This is a genomic window from Afifella aestuarii, from assembly GCF_004023665.1.
Taxonomy (GTDB): Bacteria; Pseudomonadota; Alphaproteobacteria; order Rhizobiales; family Afifellaceae; genus Afifella; species Afifella aestuarii.
The window spans coordinates 403698-424667 of the sequence record NZ_SAUF01000005.1 but is presented as its reverse complement, the minus strand read 5'-3'; the positions used below and the strand labels follow the sequence as shown (position 1 = coordinate 424667).

14 protein-coding genes and 1 pseudogene are annotated in these 20970 nt (G+C 61.1%); 5 read left to right on the top strand and 10 right to left on the bottom strand.

What is annotated here, in order from left to right; translation table 11 throughout:
• Positions 1–404: 404 nt before the first annotated feature.
• Positions 405–2377: pseudogene (gene parE / locus EO094_RS16115) on the top strand (DNA topoisomerase IV subunit B); the annotation flags it as partial.
• Between the two features lie 239 nt (positions 2378–2616).
• Here the strand turns inward: parE and EO094_RS16110 are convergent.
• Positions 2617–3345 carry an outer membrane protein gene (locus tag EO094_RS16110; RefSeq protein ID WP_164879697.1) on the bottom strand — a complete coding sequence of 243 codons (729 nt, stop codon included), beginning with the start codon at positions 3343–3345 and terminating at the stop codon, positions 2617–2619.
• A 552-nt stretch (positions 3346–3897) separates the two neighbouring features.
• Between EO094_RS16110 and EO094_RS16105 the strand changes: the two genes are divergently transcribed.
• Positions 3898–5415, top strand: coding sequence for a DEAD/DEAH box helicase (locus EO094_RS16105; RefSeq protein ID WP_128293924.1), 1518 nt, complete (start codon positions 3898–3900; stop codon positions 5413–5415).
• 119 nt (positions 5416–5534) lie between these two features.
• Here the strand turns inward: EO094_RS16105 and sufA are convergent, their stop codons facing one another.
• The 7 genes from sufA to EO094_RS16070 all read right to left on the bottom strand — a co-directional run bounded on the left by sufA (position 5535) and on the right by EO094_RS16070 (position 12601).
• Complete coding sequence (gene sufA, locus EO094_RS16100; RefSeq protein ID WP_128293923.1) at positions 5535–5921, bottom strand: Fe-S cluster assembly scaffold SufA; 387 nt, start codon at positions 5919–5921, stop codon at positions 5535–5537.
• A gap of 105 nt (positions 5922–6026) precedes the next feature.
• Positions 6027–6347: an SUF system Fe-S cluster assembly protein gene (locus EO094_RS16095; protein WP_244514555.1), complete on the bottom strand. Its 321-nt coding sequence runs from the start codon at positions 6345–6347 to the stop codon at positions 6027–6029.
• A 110-nt stretch (positions 6348–6457) separates the two neighbouring features.
• Positions 6458–7693 (bottom strand): cysteine desulfurase, encoded by a 1236-nt coding sequence (locus tag EO094_RS16090; RefSeq protein ID WP_128293921.1) that lies wholly within the window; start codon positions 7691–7693, stop codon positions 6458–6460.
• Between the two features lie 67 nt (positions 7694–7760).
• Complete coding sequence (gene sufD, locus EO094_RS16085; protein WP_128293920.1) at positions 7761–9083, bottom strand: Fe-S cluster assembly protein SufD; 1323 nt, start codon at positions 9081–9083, stop codon at positions 7761–7763.
• The gene (gene sufC / locus EO094_RS16080) at positions 9083–9835 is read right to left on the bottom strand and encodes a Fe-S cluster assembly ATPase SufC (protein ID WP_128293919.1); all 753 of its coding nucleotides are present in this window, start codon (positions 9833–9835) and stop codon (positions 9083–9085) included. The genes sufD and sufC overlap by 1 nt, the downstream gene beginning before the upstream one ends.
• Positions 9836–9918: 83 nt before the next feature.
• Positions 9919–11448 carry a Fe-S cluster assembly protein SufB gene (sufB, locus tag EO094_RS16075; RefSeq protein ID WP_128293918.1) on the bottom strand — a complete coding sequence of 510 codons (1530 nt, stop codon included), beginning with the start codon at positions 11446–11448 and terminating at the stop codon, positions 9919–9921.
• 19 nt (positions 11449–11467) lie between these two features.
• On the bottom strand, positions 11468–12601 hold the full coding sequence (locus tag EO094_RS16070) for a cysteine desulfurase family protein (RefSeq protein WP_128293917.1): 1134 nt from the start codon (positions 12599–12601) through the stop codon (positions 11468–11470).
• 205 nt (positions 12602–12806) lie between these two features.
• Here EO094_RS16070 and EO094_RS16065 point away from each other — a divergent pair, with 205 nt between their 5' ends.
• Positions 12807–13457 (top strand): alpha/beta hydrolase, encoded by a 651-nt coding sequence (locus tag EO094_RS16065; protein ID WP_128293916.1) that lies wholly within the window; start codon positions 12807–12809, stop codon positions 13455–13457.
• Positions 13458–13485: 28 nt separating this feature from the next.
• Here EO094_RS16065 and ppsR read toward each other — a convergent pair whose 3' ends face one another.
• Positions 13486–14880: a transcriptional regulator PpsR gene (gene ppsR, locus EO094_RS16060; protein ID WP_128293915.1), complete on the bottom strand. Its 1395-nt coding sequence runs from the start codon at positions 14878–14880 to the stop codon at positions 13486–13488.
• A gap of 445 nt (positions 14881–15325) precedes the next feature.
• Between ppsR and EO094_RS16055 the strand changes: the two genes are divergently transcribed.
• Entirely contained in the window at positions 15326–17611 is a 2286-nt protein-coding gene (locus tag EO094_RS16055) for an ATP-binding protein (protein WP_281275268.1), read from the top strand.
• Entirely contained in the window at positions 17604–18209 is a 606-nt protein-coding gene (locus EO094_RS16050) for a response regulator transcription factor (RefSeq protein ID WP_128293913.1), read from the top strand. Before EO094_RS16055 ends, EO094_RS16050 begins: the two co-directional genes overlap by 8 nt.
• A 432-nt stretch (positions 18210–18641) precedes the next feature.
• Here EO094_RS16050 and EO094_RS16045 read toward each other — a convergent pair whose 3' ends face one another.
• Positions 18642–20813, bottom strand: coding sequence for a putative bifunctional diguanylate cyclase/phosphodiesterase (locus tag EO094_RS16045; RefSeq protein ID WP_164879696.1), 2172 nt, complete (start codon positions 20811–20813; stop codon positions 18642–18644).
• Positions 20814–20970: the final 157 nt, after the last annotated feature.

Below are 20970 nucleotides of genomic sequence, written 5' to 3'. Positions count from 1 at the left end.
TAAATTGGCGCAGGCCGAGTTTCTAGGCAGATGTGTCGCAAACGGCACAGCACCGTTAACGAATCTGCTCTATCTTTAGGCGGTCCAGGTGGATGGCCGGCTAGGTTCATCGCGCGCATCCGAAAAGGCTTCCTTTGCCCTGTCGGTCGTCCACCTCCGGTTCTCCACCGGTTGCAAGCCGAGCTGCGCGCTGCCCTTGAAACCAAGCGCTTGAAGGCGCATCGATAGCGGCATGCTCTGCGGTCGCTTCTCTGCGGCTGCGCATGGAGTAGGGTCACGTCGCCGCAAGGCCGAGACCATGGCAACATCGCCACCCGATTCGCATCAAGGCAGAAGCATGGACCGAGCCGAGGATCTTTTTTCGAGCGCCAGCAAGCCCTCCGGCACAAAAACGCCCACCGAGCGGACCCCGCGCCGCCGCAAGGCGCGTGAGGCGAGCGCTCCGGCGTCGGGCTATTCCGCCACCGACATCGAGGTCTTGGAGGGCTTGGAGCCGGTCCGGCGCCGGCCGGGCATGTATATCGGCGGCACCGACGAGAAGGCTTTCCACCATCTCTTTGCCGAGGTGATCGACAATTCGATGGACGAGGCCGTGGGCGGCCACGCCAGTTGGATCGAGGTCGAGCTCGACACCGAAGGATTCCTGACCGTCACCGACAATGGCCGCGGAATCCCCGTCGACAGGCATCCGAAATTCCCCGACAGGTCCGCGCTCGAAGTCATCATGACGACGCTGCATGCCGGCGGAAAGTTCAATTCGAAGGTCTATGAAACCTCCGGCGGATTGCACGGGGTCGGCGTCTCCGTCGTCAATGCCCTGTCGGAAAAACTCGAGGTGGAGGTTGCGCGCAATCGCAAGCTCTACCGACAGATTTTTTCGCGCGGCAAGCCGCTCGGCCCGCTGGAAGAAGCCGGCGACGCCCCGAATCGCCGCGGCACGCGCATCCGTTTCCGCCCGGATCCGGAAATCTTCGGCACCGAGATCACGTTTGATCCCAAGCGTTTGCACGAGATGGCGCGATCGAAGGCCTATCTCTTCGGCGGGGTCGAAATCCGCTGGAACTGCCCTTCGTCCCTTATCGATCCGAAGAGCGAAGTGCCGGAGAAGGCCGTCTTCCATTTTCCGGATGGGCTGCGCGATTATCTCGACGCTACGCTCGCCGGAGAGACCCGAGTCGGAGACATTTTTTCCGGCCGCACGGAACGTCCGGGCGGGCATGGGGCCGTCGAATGGGCCTTGGCCTGGTTTGCCGGCGACGGTTTCCTGAGCTCCTACTGCAACACGGTGCCGACGCCTGAAGGCGGCACGCACGAAGCAGGGTTGCGCACCGCGCTCCTGCGCAGCCTTAAGGGCTATGGCGAGCTTATCGGCAACAAGCGCGCGGCCCAGATCACCTCCGACGATATCATGACCTCGATGGGCGGCATGCTCTCGGTGTTCATCCGCGAACCGGAATTCGTCGGTCAGACCAAGGACCGGCTCGCAACTGGCGAAGCATCCCGCATCGTCGACGCCGCCATTCGCGATGCGTTCGATCATTGGCTCGCCGCATCACCGAACCAATCGGCAAACCTTCTCGACTGGGTGGTGGACCGCGCCGAAGAGCGCCTGCGCCGACGCCGTGAAAAAGAAATCTCCCGCAAGACCGCGACCCGCAAACTCCGCCTTCCGGGCAAGCTTGCCGATTGCTCCGCGAGCGACCGCGACGATACCGAGCTCTTCATCGTGGAGGGCGATTCGGCCGGAGGCTCCGCCAAACAGGCCCGTAACCGGCGCACGCAGGCAATTCTCCCGCTCCGGGGCAAGATCCTCAACGTGGCAAGCGCCGGGCGCGAAAAGCTTTCTCAGAATCAGCAGCTCTCGGACCTGATCCAGGCGCTCGGATGCGGCACCGGCTCGCGCTACCGCGAGCAGGATCTGCGTTACGGCAAGATCATCATCATGACCGACGCCGATGTGGACGGCGCGCATATCGCGTCCCTCCTCATCACGTTCTTCTATCGTGAAATGCCGGAGGCAATCCGGCAGGGACGCGTGTTTCTCGCGGTCCCTCCTCTCTTCCGGCTTTCGCAAGGCGGAAAGGTTCTCTACGCCCGCGACGAAGCTCATCGCGACGAACTGATGCGAACCGAGTTCTCAAGCCGCGGAAAGGTTGAGGTGAGCCGCTTCAAAGGCCTCGGCGAGATGATGCCGGCGCAGCTCAAAGAGACGACGATGGACCCGGCCCGCCGCACGCTTTTGCGCGTCGGTGTCGTTGAAGACGAAGCTCAGGCGGTTCGCGCCACCGTGACACAGCTCATGGGCAACAAGCCCGAAGCACGCTTCGCCTTCATCCAAGAGCGCGCGGCTTTCGCACCGCCGGATCTCGACATCTAGGCCCGCCCGAGCGCGGCTCTCGCTTCACAAAGCGGTTCGGAGCAAGCCCGATATCCGGCGTGTCGACGCTGCATTCGAGCGCGATGCAGCGGCCGGGCAAATCATCTCGATCGATGCGACGGGGCGGGTCCCAGGCCTGCGCGAGGCGCCCGCAAAACCTCTCCTCACGACACACCGTGATGCACAAAAAAAAACCGGCGGCCGAAGCCGCCGGTTTCGCACTCGCTCGGAAGCGAGAATTAGTAGTTGGCCATCACCGAGCCGCTCGGGCCGCCAAAGCGCCAGTTCACACCAACCATGAAGGTGTCCATGTCGGTGTCGAAATCGACGCTCGAGCCGTCCGCATAACCGATCGACTTGTCGTCGAACCAGTAGTGGCGATACTCACCCGAGACCGAGATGTTGTCGGTGACCGCAACCTCGATGCCGGCACCGAGCGTCCAGCCGAAGTCGCCATCGTCGTCGCTGTCGCCATAGACAACAGTGCCGTCGGTGTAAGAGTTGCTGTGGTCATAATCGACGTAGGCAACACCACCGAGGACATACGGATGGAAGCGGTCCATGCCGACACCGGCGCGGGCCGTCAAGCTGGCGAGCCAGTTGGCGTCCATGCCGTTGACAACGGTGTCACGGTTGCCGTCGCCATCGACGTCAAGCCAGTTGATGTCGCCGCGCACGCCGAGGACGGCCCAGTTCCACTGGTAGTCCCAACCTGCGGCAACACCGGCCGTCCAGCCGTCGCTGTCGAAATCAAAACCGCCGACCGTCGTGCCACCGTAATTGAAGTCGGTGTCGACGTTCGACCACGCCCAGCCAGTCTGAAGACCGACATAGCCGCCGGACCAGTTGTAGGTCGGGGTGGCAACCGGCGTTGCGACGGGAGCCGGCTCATAGGTCGGCAAATCCGCTGCGAGGGCGGAACCGCCCATCAGGGCAACCGCGGCGCTCGCGAGAAGGATCTTTTTCATGTGGTACTCCATTGCGGGAAAACTGTAAGGCTCCCCTTTGCCAAGAGTTCATTTAGCAAAGCGCGACGGTCCTGTCTGTCGCCGAAACGCAACAGTGGGAGGCTTTCAAACCAGCTGTTTATTGTTAACGAACGTTAATGTACGGCGGCAAACTGTGAACGATAAGTTAATACACCCTTTTCCCGCCACATTGTGGCAGAAACCGACCGGATTTTTGGCGAAGTCTATTTTTAGCATAACGATGATCCTACAATGTTTATTCGGTAGCGTCTTGCGACTTTTGCTATCATCAAGGTCTCGGACGAAGGCGTATTAAGGAAAAAGCCTCCAAGGACCTCTCAAAACAGAGGCAACTTCAACACCTAATTCGGGGCCATTCCATCGCAATTGGCTCTGGGTGCGCTGCCCCAGGAGGGGCTCAACGAAAATGCGCGGAGGACGAAAGCATGCCAGCTCAACCGCTTGCTTGACACATGTCGCATGGCACCTATGGTGCGCCTCGTGTAAACAAGCCCGACGTTGAGAAGTTTTCCGCCGGGCGCGAAATTTCCCATGAGCTTTGATAATCTAGGTTTAAGCGACAAGGTTTTGCAGGCCGTTCACGCGGTTGGCTACACCGAACCGACGCCCATTCAGGCGGCGGCAATCCCGCATGTGCTGGCAGGACGAGACGTCCTCGGCCTCGCCCAGACAGGCACGGGCAAGACGGCGTCCTTCACACTGCCTATGCTGACGCTGCTGGAGCGCGGTCGTGCACGCGCACGTATGCCGCGGACGCTCATCCTTGAGCCGACGCGCGAGCTCGCGGCACAGGTGGAAGACAATTTCTCCGGCTATGGCGCCAACCACAAACTCACCGTGGCGCTTCTCATCGGCGGCATCTCCTTCGATGAGCAGGACAAGAAGCTGACGCGGGGTGCCGACGTTCTCATCGCGACACCGGGGCGCCTGCTCGATCATTTCGAGCGCGGTCGGCTGCTTCTGACAGGTGTCGAAGTCCTCGTCATCGACGAGGCGGACCGCATGCTCGACATGGGCTTTATTCCCGACATCGAGCGGATCGTCAGCCTGATCACGGCGACGCGCAAACCGCAGACGCTTCTCTTCTCGGCGACGATGCCGAAGGAAATCGCCACGCTCGCGGCGAAGTTCATGACCAATCCGGAGCGGGTGGAGGTTTCCCGACCGTCCAGCACTGCGGAAAACGTCAGCCAACACACCGTCGTCACGGGTCGCAAACCGCACGAGAAGCGTGTCGCTTTGCGGGCTTTGATCGATCGCGAGAAGGATCTCACCAACGCGATCATCTTCTGCAATCGCAAGCGCGATGTTGCGACGCTCGAGCGTTCGCTCCGGCGGCATGGCTATTCAGCCGGGGCGCTGCACGGCGATATGGACCAGCATGCGCGGCTTGCGACGCTGGAATCGTTCCGCGAAAATCGCATCAGCCTTCTCGTCGCCTCGGACGTCGCCGCCCGCGGCCTCGATATCCCGGCGGTCAGCCACATCTTCAATTTCGACGTACCGACGCATGCGGAAGATTATGTGCACCGCATCGGCCGGACGGGGCGGGCTGGGCGCAAGGGTCGCTCCTTCACGCTGATGACAGCTGAAGAGAAAAAGTACGTCTCTGCGATCGAAAAGCTCATTCATCGCGAAATCCCGCCCCTTCCCGACTTTGAAACCGCCGAACCGGAGGCAGACGACGAAGACGAACGTCCGCGGCGCTCAAGTTCGCGGCGCGGGAAGAGCGGCGGCCGAGAGCGTTCGCGCAGCGCAAAGCCTGCAACGAAGACGGATGCGGACGAGGTTGCTGCAAGCGAGGGTTCTGCACCGACCGAAGCCCGGTCCGGCCAAATCAAGTCGGGTCACAGCAAGTCCGAGCACGGGAAATCCGAGCACAGCAAGGCGAGTTCTCGTCCGGATTCGCGGCCACAGCGCAACGACAAGCCGCAGCAGAGCGGGCGGTCGAAAGGCAAGCAGCAGAGGCAGCGCGAAGAGGAGCCCGTTGGCTTCGGCGATCACGTGCCGGCCTTTCTTCTGCAGCCGGTTCGCGTCGGCAACAGCTGAACGAGCACGTAGACGGGCCCGCAAGGCGGCCGAATCGATCGATCGCCGCTCCGTCTCATTCCCAATAAAAAAACGCCGGCCCGAGGGCCGGCGTTTTTTATTGAGATCAGAAACCGTGCTCACACACGGGCCGATTGAAAGTTGCCAGGATCGGCAGCCCGCAATTCCACCGATTCGCCGCAACCGCAGGCCGAGGTCTGATTGGGATTGCGAAACACGAAGCCCGTCCGCAGCTTCGTCACCTCAAAGTCCATTTCGGTGCCGAGCAAAAACAAGGTGGCGGAGGGATCGACGAAAACCGCAACCCCCTCTCCAAGATCGACCTTGTCATCGGAGGGGTCTGCGTCGCGCGCGAGATCGACGGTATATTCCATACCGGCGCATCCGCCCTTCTTGATGCCGACTCGGATGCCCGAAGCCGGCGCTTCGGCGTTTGCCACAATTTCACGGACACGCGCTGTTGCGGCATCCGTGAGGCTCAGAACTTGAAATCCGGGAAAAGCCATAGGTTCAACCTAGTCACTGAGGTTCGTCGTTTCCAGTCCCGCGGTGCGTCTTGCAAAAGCCGGAGCACGAGACTGCGGAGCCCCCGCGTCAAGCGGCGCCGGACCCTACCACCAACCGATCGCGACTTTCGCCTCATCCGACATCCGTTCCGGCGTCCAGGGGGGATCGAAGACCATCGTCGCCGTCGCACCGGAAACGCCCTGAACAGAGGCCACTGCGTTCTCCACCCAGATCGGCATTTCGCCGGCCACCGGGCAGCCCGGCGCCGTGAGAGTCATGTCGATGTTCACATGGCGCGAATCGTCGATATCGACCTTATAGATCAGGCCAAGCTCATAGATGTCTGCCGGGATCTCGGGATCGTACACGGTTTTGAGAGCCGCCACGATATCCTGGCTCAGGCGCTCAACCTCCTCAGGCGGCATCGCCGAAACCTCGATATCCGGGGAATTCGGCGCCTCGTCCGCGTGCGGCTCGGGCGCCGCCGCGGCGTCGGTTTCGTCCTTGTGCGTGGTCTCGTCCATCGCTCTTATCCTCACGCGAAGAAGGTCTGCGCCTTCATCAGGGCTTCCGCCAATTTATCGACTTCTGCTTTCGTATTATAGAGGCCGAAAGACGCACGGCACGTGGCGGTCGTCCCGTAATGGGTGAGAAGCGGCTGCGCGCAATGCGTGCCCGCACGCACCGCCACCCCTTCCCGGTCAATAATCATCGAGACATCGTGCGGGTGCGTGCCTTCCAGGTTGAAAGAGATGATGGCGCTCTTATCCGGTGCATGCCCATAGATCGTGAGCGAATTGATCTCCCCCAACCGTTCGTGCGCGTACTCCTTGAGCTCGTGCTCATGGGCCGCGATTTTTTCGCGCCCGAGCTCCCGCATGTACTTGAGCGAAGAGCCCAGCCCGATCGCCTGAACGATCGGCGGCGTCCCGGCCTCGAATTTATGCGGCGGTTCCGCATAGGTGACGCCGTCCTGCGTCACATCCTTGATCATCTCTCCACCACCGAGAAACGGTGGCATTTTCTCCAGCCATTCCCGTTTCGCCCAGAGGACCCCGATGCCGGTCGGTCCATAGGTCTTGTGGCCGGTGAAGACATAGAAATCGCAGCCGAGATCCTGAACGTCGATTGGCAGGTGCACGGCGGCCTGGCTGCCATCGACGAGAACGGGGATGCCGCGCTCATGGGCAAGCCGACAGATCTCCCGGATCGGCACGACCGTCCCCGTGACGTTGGAAAGATGAGTCACGGCAACCATTTTGGTGCGATCGTTGAGAAGCTGCTCAAAGGCTTCCAGATCGAACGAATCATCCTCGCGAATCGGCGCCCAACGGATCACCGCGCCAGCGCGCTCGCGATGATAGTTCCAAGGCACGATGTTCGAGTGGTGCTCGAGGATGGAAAGGACGATCTCGTCCCCCTCTCCGATCGCCATGCTTCCATAAGACGATGCGACAAGGTTGATCGCCTCCGTCGAGGAGCGCGTGAAAATCACCTCATCCACCGACGCAGCATTGAGAAAGCCGCGCACAGTCTCTCGGGCATCCTCGTAGGCCTCGGTCGCCGCATTCGAGAGGAAATGAAGGCCGCGATGAACGTTGGAATAGGTCGAGGCATAGGCCCGCGAAACGGCGTCGATCATCGCCTGCGGTTTCTGAGCCGAGGCACCGTTGTCGAGATAGACGAGCGGTTTGCCATAGACCTCCAGCGCAAGCGCCGGGAAATCGGCCCGCACAGCCTCCACGTCGTAGGTGGCGTTCTTTGTCAGCATCAGCCCCGTCCTCTCGCGCCGAAGCGCCTATTCGCAAAATGGCTGCCGCAGGTCGCGGCAGCTTCCGTCAGCGGACCTCGCCTCCGAGCGACAGCCAGCGGCGTGTGCGCGCCTCAAGTGCCGCGACGACGTCGTCGTCTGCGATCTCCTCGATCGCCTCGGCGAGGAATGCATGCACCAGCAAACGTTCGGCCTCATCGGCCGGAACGCCGCGAGAGCGCATGAAGAAAAGCATTTCTTCGTCGATCTGACCGCAGGTCGCGCCGTGGCCGCAAACCACGTCATCGGCGAAGATTTCGAGCTCCGGCTTGTTGGAGAACTCCGCGTCCTCCGACAAGAGCAGAGCCTGGCTCATCATCTTGCCTTCGGTCTTCTGCGCGTGCGGCCAGACATTGATGCGCCCCTGGAAAACGCCGCGCGCCTCGTCGTCTATCGCCGCCTTGAAGAACTCCTGGCTCACGCATTCCGGCACCGCGTGATCGACGATCAAGGTGGTGTCGAGATGCTGACGGCCTCTCGCGATGGTCGCCCCGCGGATGCCGGACGTGGCCCCCTCGCCGTCGAAGATCATTCGGATCTCGGAACGAGCGACCGCGCTTCCAGCTGCGAAGAAGAACGGATCGAACACCGCGTCGGCTTCGACACGCGGCAGGATGAGACCAAGATGGAGCGCCTGGTCACCCTCCTCCTGCGCCTTCACCCATTTCACCTTCGCACCTTTGCCGATGCGAATGTCGGAGACGACATTGGTGTGGTAGCCGACGCCATCGGGACCGACATAGCTTTGCAGGATGACAGCTTCCGCTCCGTCTCCCACCGTCACCTGATGGCGGAGTGTCTGCAGCCCCGGCTCGTTTCCGGCAAAGACGGTGCAGATCTCAAGCGGCTTCGTAAGCTTTGCGCCTTCGCGAATACGGATCACGGCGCCGTCGCGCACGAAGGCGCTGTTGAGCGCATAGACCGGCGCTTCACCTGGATCGACCTGCTCGCTCCGCTCCAGGAGAGCGCCACCGTCGTTCAAAAAACGGCCGAGCGACGCAAAATCGAGCGCATCTTCGACGCCGCTCAAATCGGAGAGCGGCGGTACGAAATATCCGTTCACGAAGACGATGCGGGCGCGGTCGATATCGGCGAAAATATCCGCCTGGTCGACCAGGTGACGCGCGCGCTCCGGATTGACAGGCTCGGCAGGCGCCGGCGCGTCCGTCATCAGCCGCCGCAGGTCAGTATATTTCCAGTCTTCCACGCGGCGGTTCGGCAAGCCCTTCTCGATGAAGGCATCGAAGGCCGTGGTGCGCATGTCGCGTATCGGATCGTCGCCGGAAAGCGCTGCAAAATGGTGGGCCAGCGCCTCCTCGGCTTTTGTGCGCGTGCGTTCGGGCTCGGCCATTACGCGGCCTCCACGTAATCGGCGTAGCCCTTCGCCTCCAGCTCGAGCGCCAGCTCGCGCCCACCGGACGTCACGATGCGGCCTCGCGAGAGAACATGCACGTAATCCGGCACGATGTACTCAAGCAGGCGCTGATAGTGGGTGATGACGACGATCGCGCGATCAGGCGAACGCAGCTTGTTGACGCCATCGGCCACGACACGGAGCGCATCGATATCGAGGCCGGAATCCGTCTCGTCCATCAAGCAGAGCGACGGCTCGAGAAGCGCCATCTGCAGGATTTCGTTGCGCTTCTTTTCACCGCCCGAAAACCCGACATTGAGCGGGCGCTTCAGCATCTCCGGCGTGACGTTGAGCTCGCCCGCCACTTCCTTCACGCGGCGCATGAATTCCGGCGTCGTCAACTCCGGCTCGCCGCGCGCCTTGCGCTGGGCGTTCATCGCCGTCTTCAAGAAAGTCATCGTGCCGACGCCCGGAATTTCGATCGGATACTGGAAGGCCAGAAAGACGCCGGCGGCGGCCCGCTCGTCGGGCTCCATCTCCAAGAGGTCCTCGCCCTTGAAGGTGACGGATCCGCCCGTGACCTCGTAATCCTCCTTGCCCGCCAGGATATAGGACAGGGTCGACTTGCCGGACCCGTTCGGGCCCATAATGGCATGCACCTCTCCCGCTCCGACTTTCAAAGAGAGGCCGCGCAGGATTTCCTTGTCGTCTTCCGCCACCTTGGCGTGCAGGTCGTTGATCTCAAGCATGCGTTTGTTCCTGAATTGATTCAGCTTTCAGGGTCAGCCCCCTGATATGTCTCAAAATTCGGCTTCCGAAGAGCCGCCCGCAATCAGCCGACGCTGCCTTCCAGCGAGATGCCGATCAGGCGCTGCGTCTCGGCCATGAACTCCATCGGCAGTTTCTGGATGACCTCACGGGCGAAGCCGTTGACGATCAGGGCCACCGCTTCTTCCTCGCTCATGCCGCGCTGCTGGCAGTAGAACATCTGGTCGTCGGAGATTTTCGACGTCGTCGCTTCATGCTCGAAGATCGCCCCGGCGTTCTTGGATTCGATATAGGGCACGGTGTGAGCGCCGCAGTTTTCGCCGATCAGGAGCGAATCGCACTGCGTGAAGTTCCGGGCTCCCGAGGCCTTGCGGTGCGCCGACACCAGGCCACGATAGGTGTTGTTGGAGTTGCCCGCCGAGATGCCCTTGGAGATGATCCGGCTCTTTGTGTTCTTGCCGAGATGGATCATCTTCGTGCCGGAATCGATCTGCTGGTGACCATTGGAAATGGCGATCGAGTAGAATTCGCCTTCCGAATTGTCGCCGCGCAAAATGCAGGACGGGTATTTCCAGGTGATCGCCGAACCGGTCTCGACCTGGGTCCAGGAAATCTTGGAGTTCTTGCCCCGGCAATCGCCACGCTTCGTCACGAAGTTGTAGACGCCGCCCTTGCCGTCCTTGTCGCCCGGATACCAATTCTGGACCGTGGAATATTTGATCTCGGCATCGTCGAGGGCAACGAGCTCGACGACAGCCGCGTGGAGCTGGTTTTCGTCCCGCATCGGCGCCGTGCAGCCTTCGAGATACGAGACGTAGGCTCCCTCGTCGGCGATGATCAGCGTGCGTTCGAACTGACCCGTATTGCGCTCGTTGATGCGGAAATAGGTCGACAGTTCCATCGGGCAGCGCACGCCCTTCGGCACGTAGACGAAGGATCCATCGGAAAAGACTGCCGAGTTCAGGGTCGCAAAGAAATTGTCGGTGATCGGCACGACCGAGCCGAGATACTTCCTGACGAGATCCGGATATTCACGGACCGCTTCTGAAATTGGCATGAAGATGACGCCGGCTTTGGCGAGCTCTTTCTTGAATGTCGTGGCGACAGAGACGGAATCGAAAACCGCATCAACCGCAACCTGCCGGCCGCCGCTGCCACTGGGCGGAGTGCCGGAATCTTCGTCGAGTGAGGAGGGCTCATCCGCCTTGCGGACGCCCGCCAAAATCTCCTGCTCTTTCAGAGGAATGCCGAGCTTCTCGTAGGTCGCCAGGATCTCCGGATCGACCTCATCGAGCGAGTTCGGTCCGCTCATCGATTTCGGAGCGGCGTAGTAATAGAGCTCCTGGTAATCGATCTTGGGATATTTCACCCGCGCCCAGGAAGGCTCCTTCATCGTCAGCCAGCGCCGGTAAGCCTCAAGACGCCATTCGGTCATCCATTCCGGCTCGCCCTTCTTGGCAGAAATGAAACGCACGGTGCTCTCATCGAGCCCCTTCGGCGCCCGGTCAGACTCAATCAGCGTTTCGAAGCCGTACTTATACTTATCGACGTCGATCTGCTTAACTTGCTCAATGGTCTCCTGAACGGCTGGCATTCAGTTCTCCTTTATTGGTTCAAGCCGCCCGGCCGAGGTTCATCCGATGATGGATGGTCTGCCACACGTCAAGAAAACGATCGATATCCCGCTCGTCCGCGTTCCAAGGAAGACTGACCCTGACAGCGCTCGGAGCGGCAAAATTCATGGCGCGCAGCACATGACTGTCGCCGACTTTGCCCGATGAACAGGCAGACCCGGAGGAGACGCTCACACCCTCCAAATCGAATGCGATCACCAGCGTTTCCGCGGCCATGCCCGGCGTTGCAAACAAGACCGTGTTGGCGACCCGCTCAGCCGCTTCGCCGGCAATCAAAGTGCGCGCCTCAATTTTGCGCAGACCCTGCTCAAGCCGTTGGCGCAGCTCCTGCAGCCTTTCCATGTGCGACACATGGTGGCGCACCTCTTGCACCGCAACGCCGAAACCAGCGATCGCGGCGAGGTTTTCGGTGCCTGCGCGGCGACGCTTTTCTTGGCCTCCGCCCTTCAGCAGATTCTTCGGGAAGGCCTCGTCGCTCTGCACCACGAGCGCTCCGGCACCCTGCGGGCCTCCAAGCTTATGCGAGGAGAGAAACAAAATGTCGGCGCCAAGGCCCTCGAGAGAAAGAGGCATGCGGCCGGCCGCCTGAACGGCATCGCAGACCACCCGCCCGCCGAACTCATGTACGACGGCCGCCGCTTCGGCGACGGGCTGTACCACCCCCGTCTCGTTGTTGACGGCCATCAAGGCAAGAACCGGACGAGATTCGGTTGAGTCGGCAGCGAGCCGTGCACGCAATGCCTCGATATCGAGAACGCCGTCACCGCGCACCGGCACGGAAGCCGTCCTGTCCGGATCGAACTTGCCGCCAGCAAGAACGCAGGGATGCTCGACCGCACTGACATAAAGCCGCTCGTCCGGCGCCATCGGAGTCAGTGCCCAATTGGCGGCTTCGGTCGCGCCGCTGGTGAAGACGACGTTTGCGGCTTTCGCTCCCAAAAGTGCGGCGACGGCTTCGCGCGCGCCTTCGATCAGATCGCGCGCCCATCGCCCTTCACCATGCACCGAGGACGCGTTGCCGGGATGTTCAAGAGCCGCAAGCATTGCCTCGCGCGCCTGCGGGCGAAGCGGCTCGGTGGCATTTGCGTCCAGATAGGTTCTAGCCCGACTCATCATGGCTCCTGGCCGGACGGCTGCTTTATTCTTGCAACCGAACGAACACATAGTGTTTAGATGCGCCCCTGCCACGAGCGGGGACGAATGCATTTCTTTTGAACTATTCCAAACTAAGTTTTAGGGAGGGGTTCGGGCGGAGTCAACAAAACCTCCGTCTAAGATGCAAGTTTCCTGACCCAGCGAGTTGAGAGTCCTGTGAACCATGCCTGAAGTGATTTTCCCCGGCCCCGACGGTCGTCTCGAAGGCCGTTATCAGCCAGGAAAGACGAAGACTGCCCCGATCGGCATCGTGCTGCACCCGCATCCGCGATTCGGCGGGACGATGAACAATCAAATCGTCTATCGCCTGTTCTATATGTTCCAGGAGCGCGGCTTCACCGCTCTGCGCTTCAATTTCCGCGGTGTGGGACGCAGTCAAGGCTTCTTTGATCACGGCGTCGGTGAACTGTCGGATGCAGCGGCCGCCCTCGATTGGGTGCAAACGCTACACCCCGATGCGCGCGGCGTATGGATCGCCGGATTCTCCTTCGGCGCATGGATCGGCATGCAGCTCTTGATGCGGCGACCAGAAGCGGAAGGCTTCATGTCCATCGCCCCGCAGCCGAACATCTACGACTTCTCGTTTCTCGCTCCCTGCCCGTCTTCGGGGCTGATCATCCACGGCGAGAACGATCGCGTGGCGCCGCCGGAGGCCGTCCAGACTCTGGTCGACAAGCTGAAATCGCAAAAGGGCATCGTCATCGATCAGCAGACCGTCAAAGGCGCGAACCACTTCTTCGAGGGCCAGGTCGACGAGCTCATCGGCAATTGCAGCGACTATCTGGAAAAGCGGCTGGCGCAGGTCGAGGCTTGAGCTGACCGCAACGAGTCCCGCCGAGCTATCAGTCCTCGCCGGCCTCATCATCGGGGCCGACGAGGCCAAAGCGGTTCATCTTAAGATAAAGGGTCTGGCGGCTCAGTCCCAAGACGCGCGCGGCGACCGTGCGGTTATTCCCCGTCAGGTTTAGAGCCGCCTCGATGCACATTTTTTCGATCACATCGGTCGTGTCGCGGACGAGATCCTTCATCGGCGTGTAGCCGATCATCTCGACGAGATTCTCGACCGCCCGGACCAGATCGCTCGACTCGCTCCCCACCTGCGTCTCATCCGGGCCGAGGGGCCGCAACACAAAACCATAACCTGGCGTCGTGCCTTCCGGCAGAGTGAGCGCGGAAAAGCGCACAGCGACTTTCTCACCGCTTCGGCTACCAATGATACCGGAGACATTCTGCAATCGTCCGTGGCGGCGCACGTTCTGCAAAAGCACATCCTGGGTCAGTCCGCTCCACGACAGAAAATCGTCGAGATGACGCCCGGCCGCGTTGGCCGCAAACGGCACGTCTGCAAGCCTAAGGAACGTCTCGTTCACCCAGACGATCTTGCCATCCTCATCGGCGAGAATGACCGCTTCGGGGGCGTTACGGACAAGGGCGACAAGATCGGATTCCGGCGCTGTCTCCTCCTCCACCGGTGATATCCGGACCATCAGCAAATGGAGGTCACCTGCCCGAAACGCCTCGGCGGAGAGCGAAACGCGTCCCTCTGCCTCAACCTCGATCGTGAGCGGCGCCCCTGTCTCGCCGACGGCCTGCAGCAAGGCTTGGACGTCCGGCCTTTGCTTGCTGCGGAAGAGAGCCGTGAATTTCCGCCCACTCAGAGCCTTGCCCGGAACGCCCAGGAGCAGCGCAGCGTGAGCGTTGGCCTCGCGCACCTTTCTGCTGTCCGCATCGACCACGATGATGGCCTCAGAGACCGTCTCGAACAGAAGCCGGTAATGCGCTTCGGCCTGCCGCAGGCTGCGGGCATGCTGCTCGACCGATCGCGCATGAGCCAGAAGACGCGACTGCAGCTCGACGACGAGACGCAGGTCGCGGCCAATAAGAACCACCTGGTCGCCACCATCGACCTGAAGAGCGGAATACCGCACAGGGAGCTCACCGCCAGCTTTGAGTGGGTGGCTGACGTCCGCACGTTCGAGGACACGACCGCGCCGAGCCGAATCGATCAGCCTGCGCAGCCGGGTACGGTTACCGACCGTAACAAGATTCTCGACCGGCTGGCCACGCCACTGCATGATCTCGTCGCCCGAGGCAGATTCAAGATTGTACGAAACGTCGCTAATCGTACCATCTTTGCCCACGACTAAAGCGAGATCCGAAATCGCCGAAATCAGGGATGTGACGGCAACGGAATCCATCTGCAGGAGTGGCGACAGGCTGTGAGAATACAGGGCCATCTGAGTTCAACGATCGAAAGCCGGATGTCGAGCGAAAGCGCCGTGGTTCGCGGCGATCTGGAAAAAACCGTCCAGTGCACGTTGACAAGACGCATGTTCTTGGGAGCGTTTCCCTTTATGAAGGGTTTGTCCAGTGCCGACGTGCAACATTTCCGGGGGCCTATTGCAGGGCAGATATCCGTGCCCGGGATCCCGGGCTTCGCAACGGACAGTGCTTTTCAGATGCAACGCCTGGCTTCAAAGGCTCCAGATCCCAATAGACCGGCAGATTCGAGAGAATCGAACTTTGGCCACTCGTTTGTACCATGTGTCCCGGTGTCGCACTTTTGTCCCTCGCGGGGTTGCTGTTGAGCCTCCGTCCGCGCAATTTCGCCGTCTTGATGCGTCGCTTGGCCGCCCTGCGTGGAAGAGCTGACGTCACACCGTTTCGAAGGGGTACGGCCGTTTGCTGAACAGTCCGGTTGATCTCAGCGCCTGCGACACAGAGCCTATTCACATGATCGGTGCGATCCAGCCGATCGGCTGTCTCATCGCAGTCGACGCCGGCTCGTTGACGATCGAATATGCCAGCACCAACACACGCGCCTATTTCGGAAGAGACTATCCCTCCCTGTTGGGACTGCCTCTGGCAGAGCTGCTTGGCGCGGACGGCTGCGAAGCACTTTTGGCGCGACGCCTCGCTCCAACAGCGCCCGATCTTCTCCGACCCGCCCTGCTCCAGATTCCCTCTGTCGACGGTGAGCCCGTCGAACTCGAATGCTTTCCGCACCGCTGCGGTGACTGGCTCGTTTTGGAGTTCGTCCACCCCGAAAGCCGCTCAGGCAGCGTCTGGGACGACGAAGTCCTGCGGCAGCGGGTCATTTCCGAACTGATCATCCCTGATACCCTCGAAGATCTCGCACAAGTCGGCGCACAGATCTTGCGCGAGGCGACGGGCTTCGACCGCGTGATGATCTACCGCTTTGCGGCGGACCAGCACGGCGAGGTGATTGCCGAAAGCACCGTGCGTCCGGACAGCTTTCTCGGCCTCCACTATCCTGCATCCGACATTCCCGATCCGGCTCGGCGCCATTTCGTGCGCAACGTGATCCGCGTGATCGCGGACATCAACGCCGAGCCCGTTCCCATCATGACGCGCGGCGGCACTGTCGCGGATGCCGGGTCTCAGGCTCCTCTCGACCTCACCTATTCGAAGCTCCGCGCGGTCGCGCCGGTGCATGTCGAATACCTCAACAATATGGGAGTGGCGGGCAGCGTCTCGATCTCCCTTATTTCCGAAAACAAGCTGTGGGGCCTTGTCGCCTGCCACAATTATAGCCCGCTCGAATTGTCCTGGAGCAGATTGAGAGCCTGTGAGCTGATCGGCGGGACCATCTCCGCCCTGCTGCATAGCCTGGAAAACACCAGCCAGCTGCGCGCCAGTATTTGTGCGGAGAAAACCGCTTTTGCGATTGAGAGCGAGGCTCGAAGCGGCCAGCCGTTGCGCGAAACTATCGAGGCGCATGCAGACGACCTGCTCAACCAGCTGGGCGCGCAGGGCATGCTTTTGAAGCTCGCTGACGAGGTCTTGGCTATCGGAAAGGTCCCTGTCGGCAATTTCAACTACGCCCCGCTGGCTGCAAGAATGTCGAGTGGGATCGCGACCTGCGATCAGTTGCATGAACTCCTTGGCGTCGACAATCTCGGAAACGATATCGCCGGCGCCGCGATGATGGAGCTCTCCGAAGATCGGTCCGACTGGCTCATTCTTTTCCGGGAAGCCTTCAGCGAGACGATCCGATGGGCTGGCAAGCCCGAGAAGATCGAGATCCGCAAGGAAGACGGCTCGACGCGCCTGTCTCCCCGGGGTTCCTTCGCGCTGTGGCTTGAAGAGCGGCGCGGACACAGCCAGCCGTTTACGGAAACCGATGGCGAGATCCTCCGCATCACGCGGCGCGCGCTCTTTGCCATCAACAGTCTCGATCGCGAGCGCGCCGCAACGGCGGCGATGCGCAGGGCGGAGGCCGAAGAGGCGCGGCTGCGGCTGATGCTGATGGATGCGGCGCAAGATCGTTCGATGGGCGAACTCGCCTCAGCACTTGCGCATGAACTCAACCAGCCCCTTTCAGCCGTCAGCAATTACGTGAACGCATCCCGGCAAGAGCTGCGCAATCACGGGATTGCCGTGCCTGACCATATCGGTGGCCTTATGGAGAGCGCCGTCAGCGAATCGGCGCGCGCTGCAGACCTCGTCCGCCGTCTGCGCAATTTCATCGGTCAACGAGAGATCACCGTGGAGCGGGTGGATCTCAAAGCGGTGGTACGGCAAGGGGTCGAGCTCGCCCTCGCCGCGAGCAACGAACCTCGCCCCGAGATCGTCTTTGATTTCGCCGACGATATCCCTCCTCTATCCGCCGACCCCGTGCAGATCGTTCAGGTCATCCTGAACCTCGCACGCAACAGCATCACGGCGATGGCCGGTAGCAAGATAAGGCGCTTGACGTTATCGATCCGCAATGCCTCGCCGATGGCGGAGATCAGCATCTGCGACACTGGAACAGGCGTCCCGCAAGAAATGGAAGACACGCTCTTCGAACCGTTTCACAACTCGACCACAAGCGGAATGGGACTCGGCCTGTCGCTCTGCCGCTCCATCGTCGAAGCCCACGGCGGGCGGCTCTGGATGCAGGAAAACGGCGAAGGCGCAACTTTCGTCTTCACCCTGAGAATTACGGATCCAGACGATGCGTGACGCCGCCCGCGGCAGAGTGGTTTATATCGTCGATGACGAGATGTCCGTCCGTCATTCGCTCGGCGCCCTTCTCTCCGCGCACGGATTTGAAACCGAGGCATTTCCCTCCGCCGAGAGTTTTCTCGAGGCTGCCGACGCCGATAAGGGGCTGTGCGCGTTCATCGATTTGCGAATGCCCGGTCTGAGCGGCATGGATTTGCAGAAGACGATGGCCGAACATGGCATCGGGATCCCTGTTGTGATCCTGACCGGCCACGGTGATGTCCCGCTCGCGGTCGAAGCCATGAAGAACGGTGCGGTCGACTTCATCGAAAAACCCGGCTCGGAAGAGCAACTGCTCGGCGCGATCCGCGCCGCATCCGACCAGCTAGCAAACCGCCCATCTTCGAAGCTGCCACCGCACATCGTCTCGGAGCGGCTGGCCCGATTGACCGGACGAGAACGTGAGGTTCTCGATCACCTCGTCCTCGGCATGACCAACAAGCATATTGCGGTCGAGCTCGGCATCAGCCAACGCACGGTCGAGATACACCGCGCCCGCATTCGAGAGAAACTCGAGGCCCGCGGGCTTGCAGATCTCATCCGGATGATGCGCTGACGCCTATTTGCGATCAGCGTTTTGGATATACGCAGTTTCTACGTAGCGGAATATCCGAGATACCGCCGCCTTGCGGTTGAGCCTACTTTGCGCTCGAAAAGCAATGGGCGGCGTTACGGGCCTGCCCCCAACGGCGCCCCAAATAAGGGGCATGTGTCATGCCACCAAAAAAATCCTGCTGGGCTGTGGGCGAGGAATTGGCGTCGCAGACATCTGAGACCGTTCACAAGGTCGTTGTGACGTTAACGGATGAGCAGCTTGCGGCGGCCGAAGGTTGGCGCTCTGCACGGGGAATCCCAGAACGCTCGGAGGCTTTGGGTGAGCTCATACGCCTCGGGCTTTTGAGCGAGATAAGCCGGGTCTATCGTCTGGCGTGATGTTTGCCGTCAGCCGGACACACCGGCTGACCGGACGACCATATTTCCGCAAATTCTAGGCGGCGTTCCGGCTCTTGCGCACACCCTCCTCGGGCGCTTGCGCGTTCGCTGACTCATTGCCTGCCGCTTGCGCCTCGAGCCTCTTCGCCTCATGCCGCTTTTGGGCGGCACGCGTTCCTACGCGAATGTCCTTGGCAATCACGGTTGCCACTTCGTCCTTCGGAACCGGCCAGCCGAACAGGAAGCCCTGGACGTTGCGGCAGTCGTTGGCGACGAGGAAATGTGCCTGTTGAGCGCTTTCCACGCCCTCGGCGGTCACCTTGAGGTCGAGCGAAATGCCGAGCCTGATGATGGAACGCAGAAGCTTCTCCACCTGCCCGCCGACGCCCACACCGTGCACGAAGGAGCGGTCGATCTTGATGCCGTCGAAAGAGAACCGCCAGAGATAGCTCAAGCTTGAATAGCCGGTACCGAAATCGTCCATGATGAGGGCGGCCCCCATCTTCTTGATCTCGCGAAGCTGCGACAGCACACGATTAGACGTCTCCAAAAGCAGACCTTCGGTGATCTCCACCTCGAGGCGGTCCGCTTTGAGCCCAGTCTGCTTCAATGTCTTGGCGATCAAACGGGGCAAGTTGCCTTTCTTGAACTGTGCGGGCGATAGGTTCACGGCCAGAGTCAAATGCTCCGGCCAAAGGCTTGCCGCACGGCATGATTCCTTCAAAATCCACTCGCCGATCGGCTCGATGAGGCCGGTCTCTTCCGCAACCGGAATGAACTCCGTGGGTGAGACGACGCCGCGCTCGGGATGTTTCAGCCGAAGGAGCGCCTCGAAGCCTGTGAGGCGCCGCGTCACGAGATCGTACTGAGGCTGGAAATAGAGGACGAACCACTTCTCTCGGAAGGCCTTGCGGAGAATCGCCTGCATTTCCAGACGACCCTGCATCGAGGTGGTCAGCTCCGTGGTGAACACAGAGATATCGTTGCGTCCGCCCGCCTTCACCTTGTTCAAGGCGAGGTCGGCATTCTTCAGGAGCTCGTTGGCGTTTTCGCCGTGCTCCGGGGATACCGCGATCCCGATCGAGGCGCTCGCGACGACTTCGTTGTTCTCACCGTCACCGACCTTGTAGACGCCGTTGAGAGCGGACCCGATACGTCGCGCGTGGATTTCCGCGTATTTGGTGCCGCCGGCCTCGAGCTGAATGATGGCGAATTCGTCGCCACCGAGCCGCGCAAGGTACTGGGGCTTCTCCACGACATCGCGTAACCGCTCGGCCACCTGCTTCAGGAATTCATCGCCTGCAGCATGGCCATGCGTGTCGTTGATTTCCTTGAAGCGGTCGATGTCGATGTAGTGAAGGGCGAGATGATGTCCTTCTTCGCTTTGACGCCGGATTTCGACCTCCAGCGTCCTCAGGAATTCGTCGCGATTGCTGAGGCCCGTCAGCGTATCGTGACCGCTCACATAGGTGAGTTCCTCATAGACCTCGCGCTTCTGACGCGTGCGAAGGAGCAGGCTGACCGCCGGGATCGTGAAGGCGACGAGCGCCAGCACCAGGATGGTCCCGAGAATTCCTGTCAGCCACTGCCAGAAACCCGCCTCATCGGCGCTGTGGTCGAGATAGACCGCGATCGCGCCGTCGGCGTTTCCGTCTGCATCCTCGATCGGCACCAGGGTACGGCTGTAATAGGACGGCCCCGCGCCTTCCTCGGCATGGCGGTCCTGCCAGCTTAGCGCACCCTTCCCTGCCTCGACGAGCGTGCGCGCCTCATCGCGACCAATGGGAGCAATCTCTGCACCGCCCGGCGCATCACTCAACTCTCGGACGCGCTCACCCGCCCGGTTGAACACCTCTATGCGGAAGACATCGGGCATCGCCAGGATTGTCTTAAGGGCGACATTCTCTCCAGAAGAGATGCTGCCATCCCTGTCCTGCAGACCTGTCTCCTGAAGTCGGCCTGCCGCAAAGGTCGCGCGCTCGAGCGCCTCCGATCGCACATATTTCGAATAGAGCTCGTCGGCAGAAAAATACACAACGCCAGCGGTCAGTGCCGCCGTGATCAGCCCGACAAAGGTGACGAAGACCGCGATCGTCTGGTCGCCCGCAATCGAGCCGCGCCGGCTTGGAATGGAGCGAGCCGCTTTCTTCTGCCGTTTTGCGGCCTTGACCTTCTTCTCCTTGGCGGGGGAAGCCTTCTTGATTGCCTCGCGGCCGGCTTCGATCACCTGAGGCGTCGTTGCGGGCGCGGTTTCGCGGGCTGATGTTTCTTCGAGGGGCTGTGCTGATGCGACCGTTCGGCCGTGTTTTGTCGCCTTGCCTCGGAACATATCCGCGAAGGAGGCCGCTATTTTACGCATGAACTCGGACCCGATACCTTCTTCG

Bases quoted from the DNA above. Each gene is read 5' to 3' on its own strand.
- EO094_RS16110 (WP_164879697.1), bottom strand. From the start codon at position 3,345: ATGAAAAAGATCCTTCTCGCGAGCGCCGCGGTTGCCCTGATGGGCGGT.
- EO094_RS16105 (WP_128293924.1), top strand. From the start codon at position 3,898: ATGAGCTTTGATAATCTAGGTTTAAGCGACAAGGTTTTGCAGGCCGTT.
- sufA (WP_128293923.1), bottom strand. From the start codon at position 5,921: ATGGCTTTTCCCGGATTTCAAGTTCTGAGCCTCACGGATGCCGCAACA.
- EO094_RS16095 (WP_244514555.1), bottom strand. From the start codon at position 6,347: ATGCCGCCTGAGGAGGTTGAGCGCCTGAGCCAGGATATCGTGGCGGCT.
- EO094_RS16090 (WP_128293921.1), bottom strand. From the start codon at position 7,693: ATGCTGACAAAGAACGCCACCTACGACGTGGAGGCTGTGCGGGCCGAT.
- sufD (WP_128293920.1), bottom strand. From the start codon at position 9,083: ATGGCCGAGCCCGAACGCACGCGCACAAAAGCCGAGGAGGCGCTGGCC.
- sufC (WP_128293919.1), bottom strand. From the start codon at position 9,835: ATGCTTGAGATCAACGACCTGCACGCCAAGGTGGCGGAAGACGACAAG.
- sufB (WP_128293918.1), bottom strand. From the start codon at position 11,448: ATGCCAGCCGTTCAGGAGACCATTGAGCAAGTTAAGCAGATCGACGTC.
- EO094_RS16070 (WP_128293917.1), bottom strand. From the start codon at position 12,601: ATGAGTCGGGCTAGAACCTATCTGGACGCAAATGCCACCGAGCCGCTT.
- EO094_RS16065 (WP_128293916.1), top strand. From the start codon at position 12,807: ATGCCTGAAGTGATTTTCCCCGGCCCCGACGGTCGTCTCGAAGGCCGT.
- ppsR (WP_128293915.1), bottom strand. From the start codon at position 14,880: ATGGCCCTGTATTCTCACAGCCTGTCGCCACTCCTGCAGATGGATTCC.
- EO094_RS16050 (WP_128293913.1), top strand. From the start codon at position 17,604: ATGCGTGACGCCGCCCGCGGCAGAGTGGTTTATATCGTCGATGACGAG.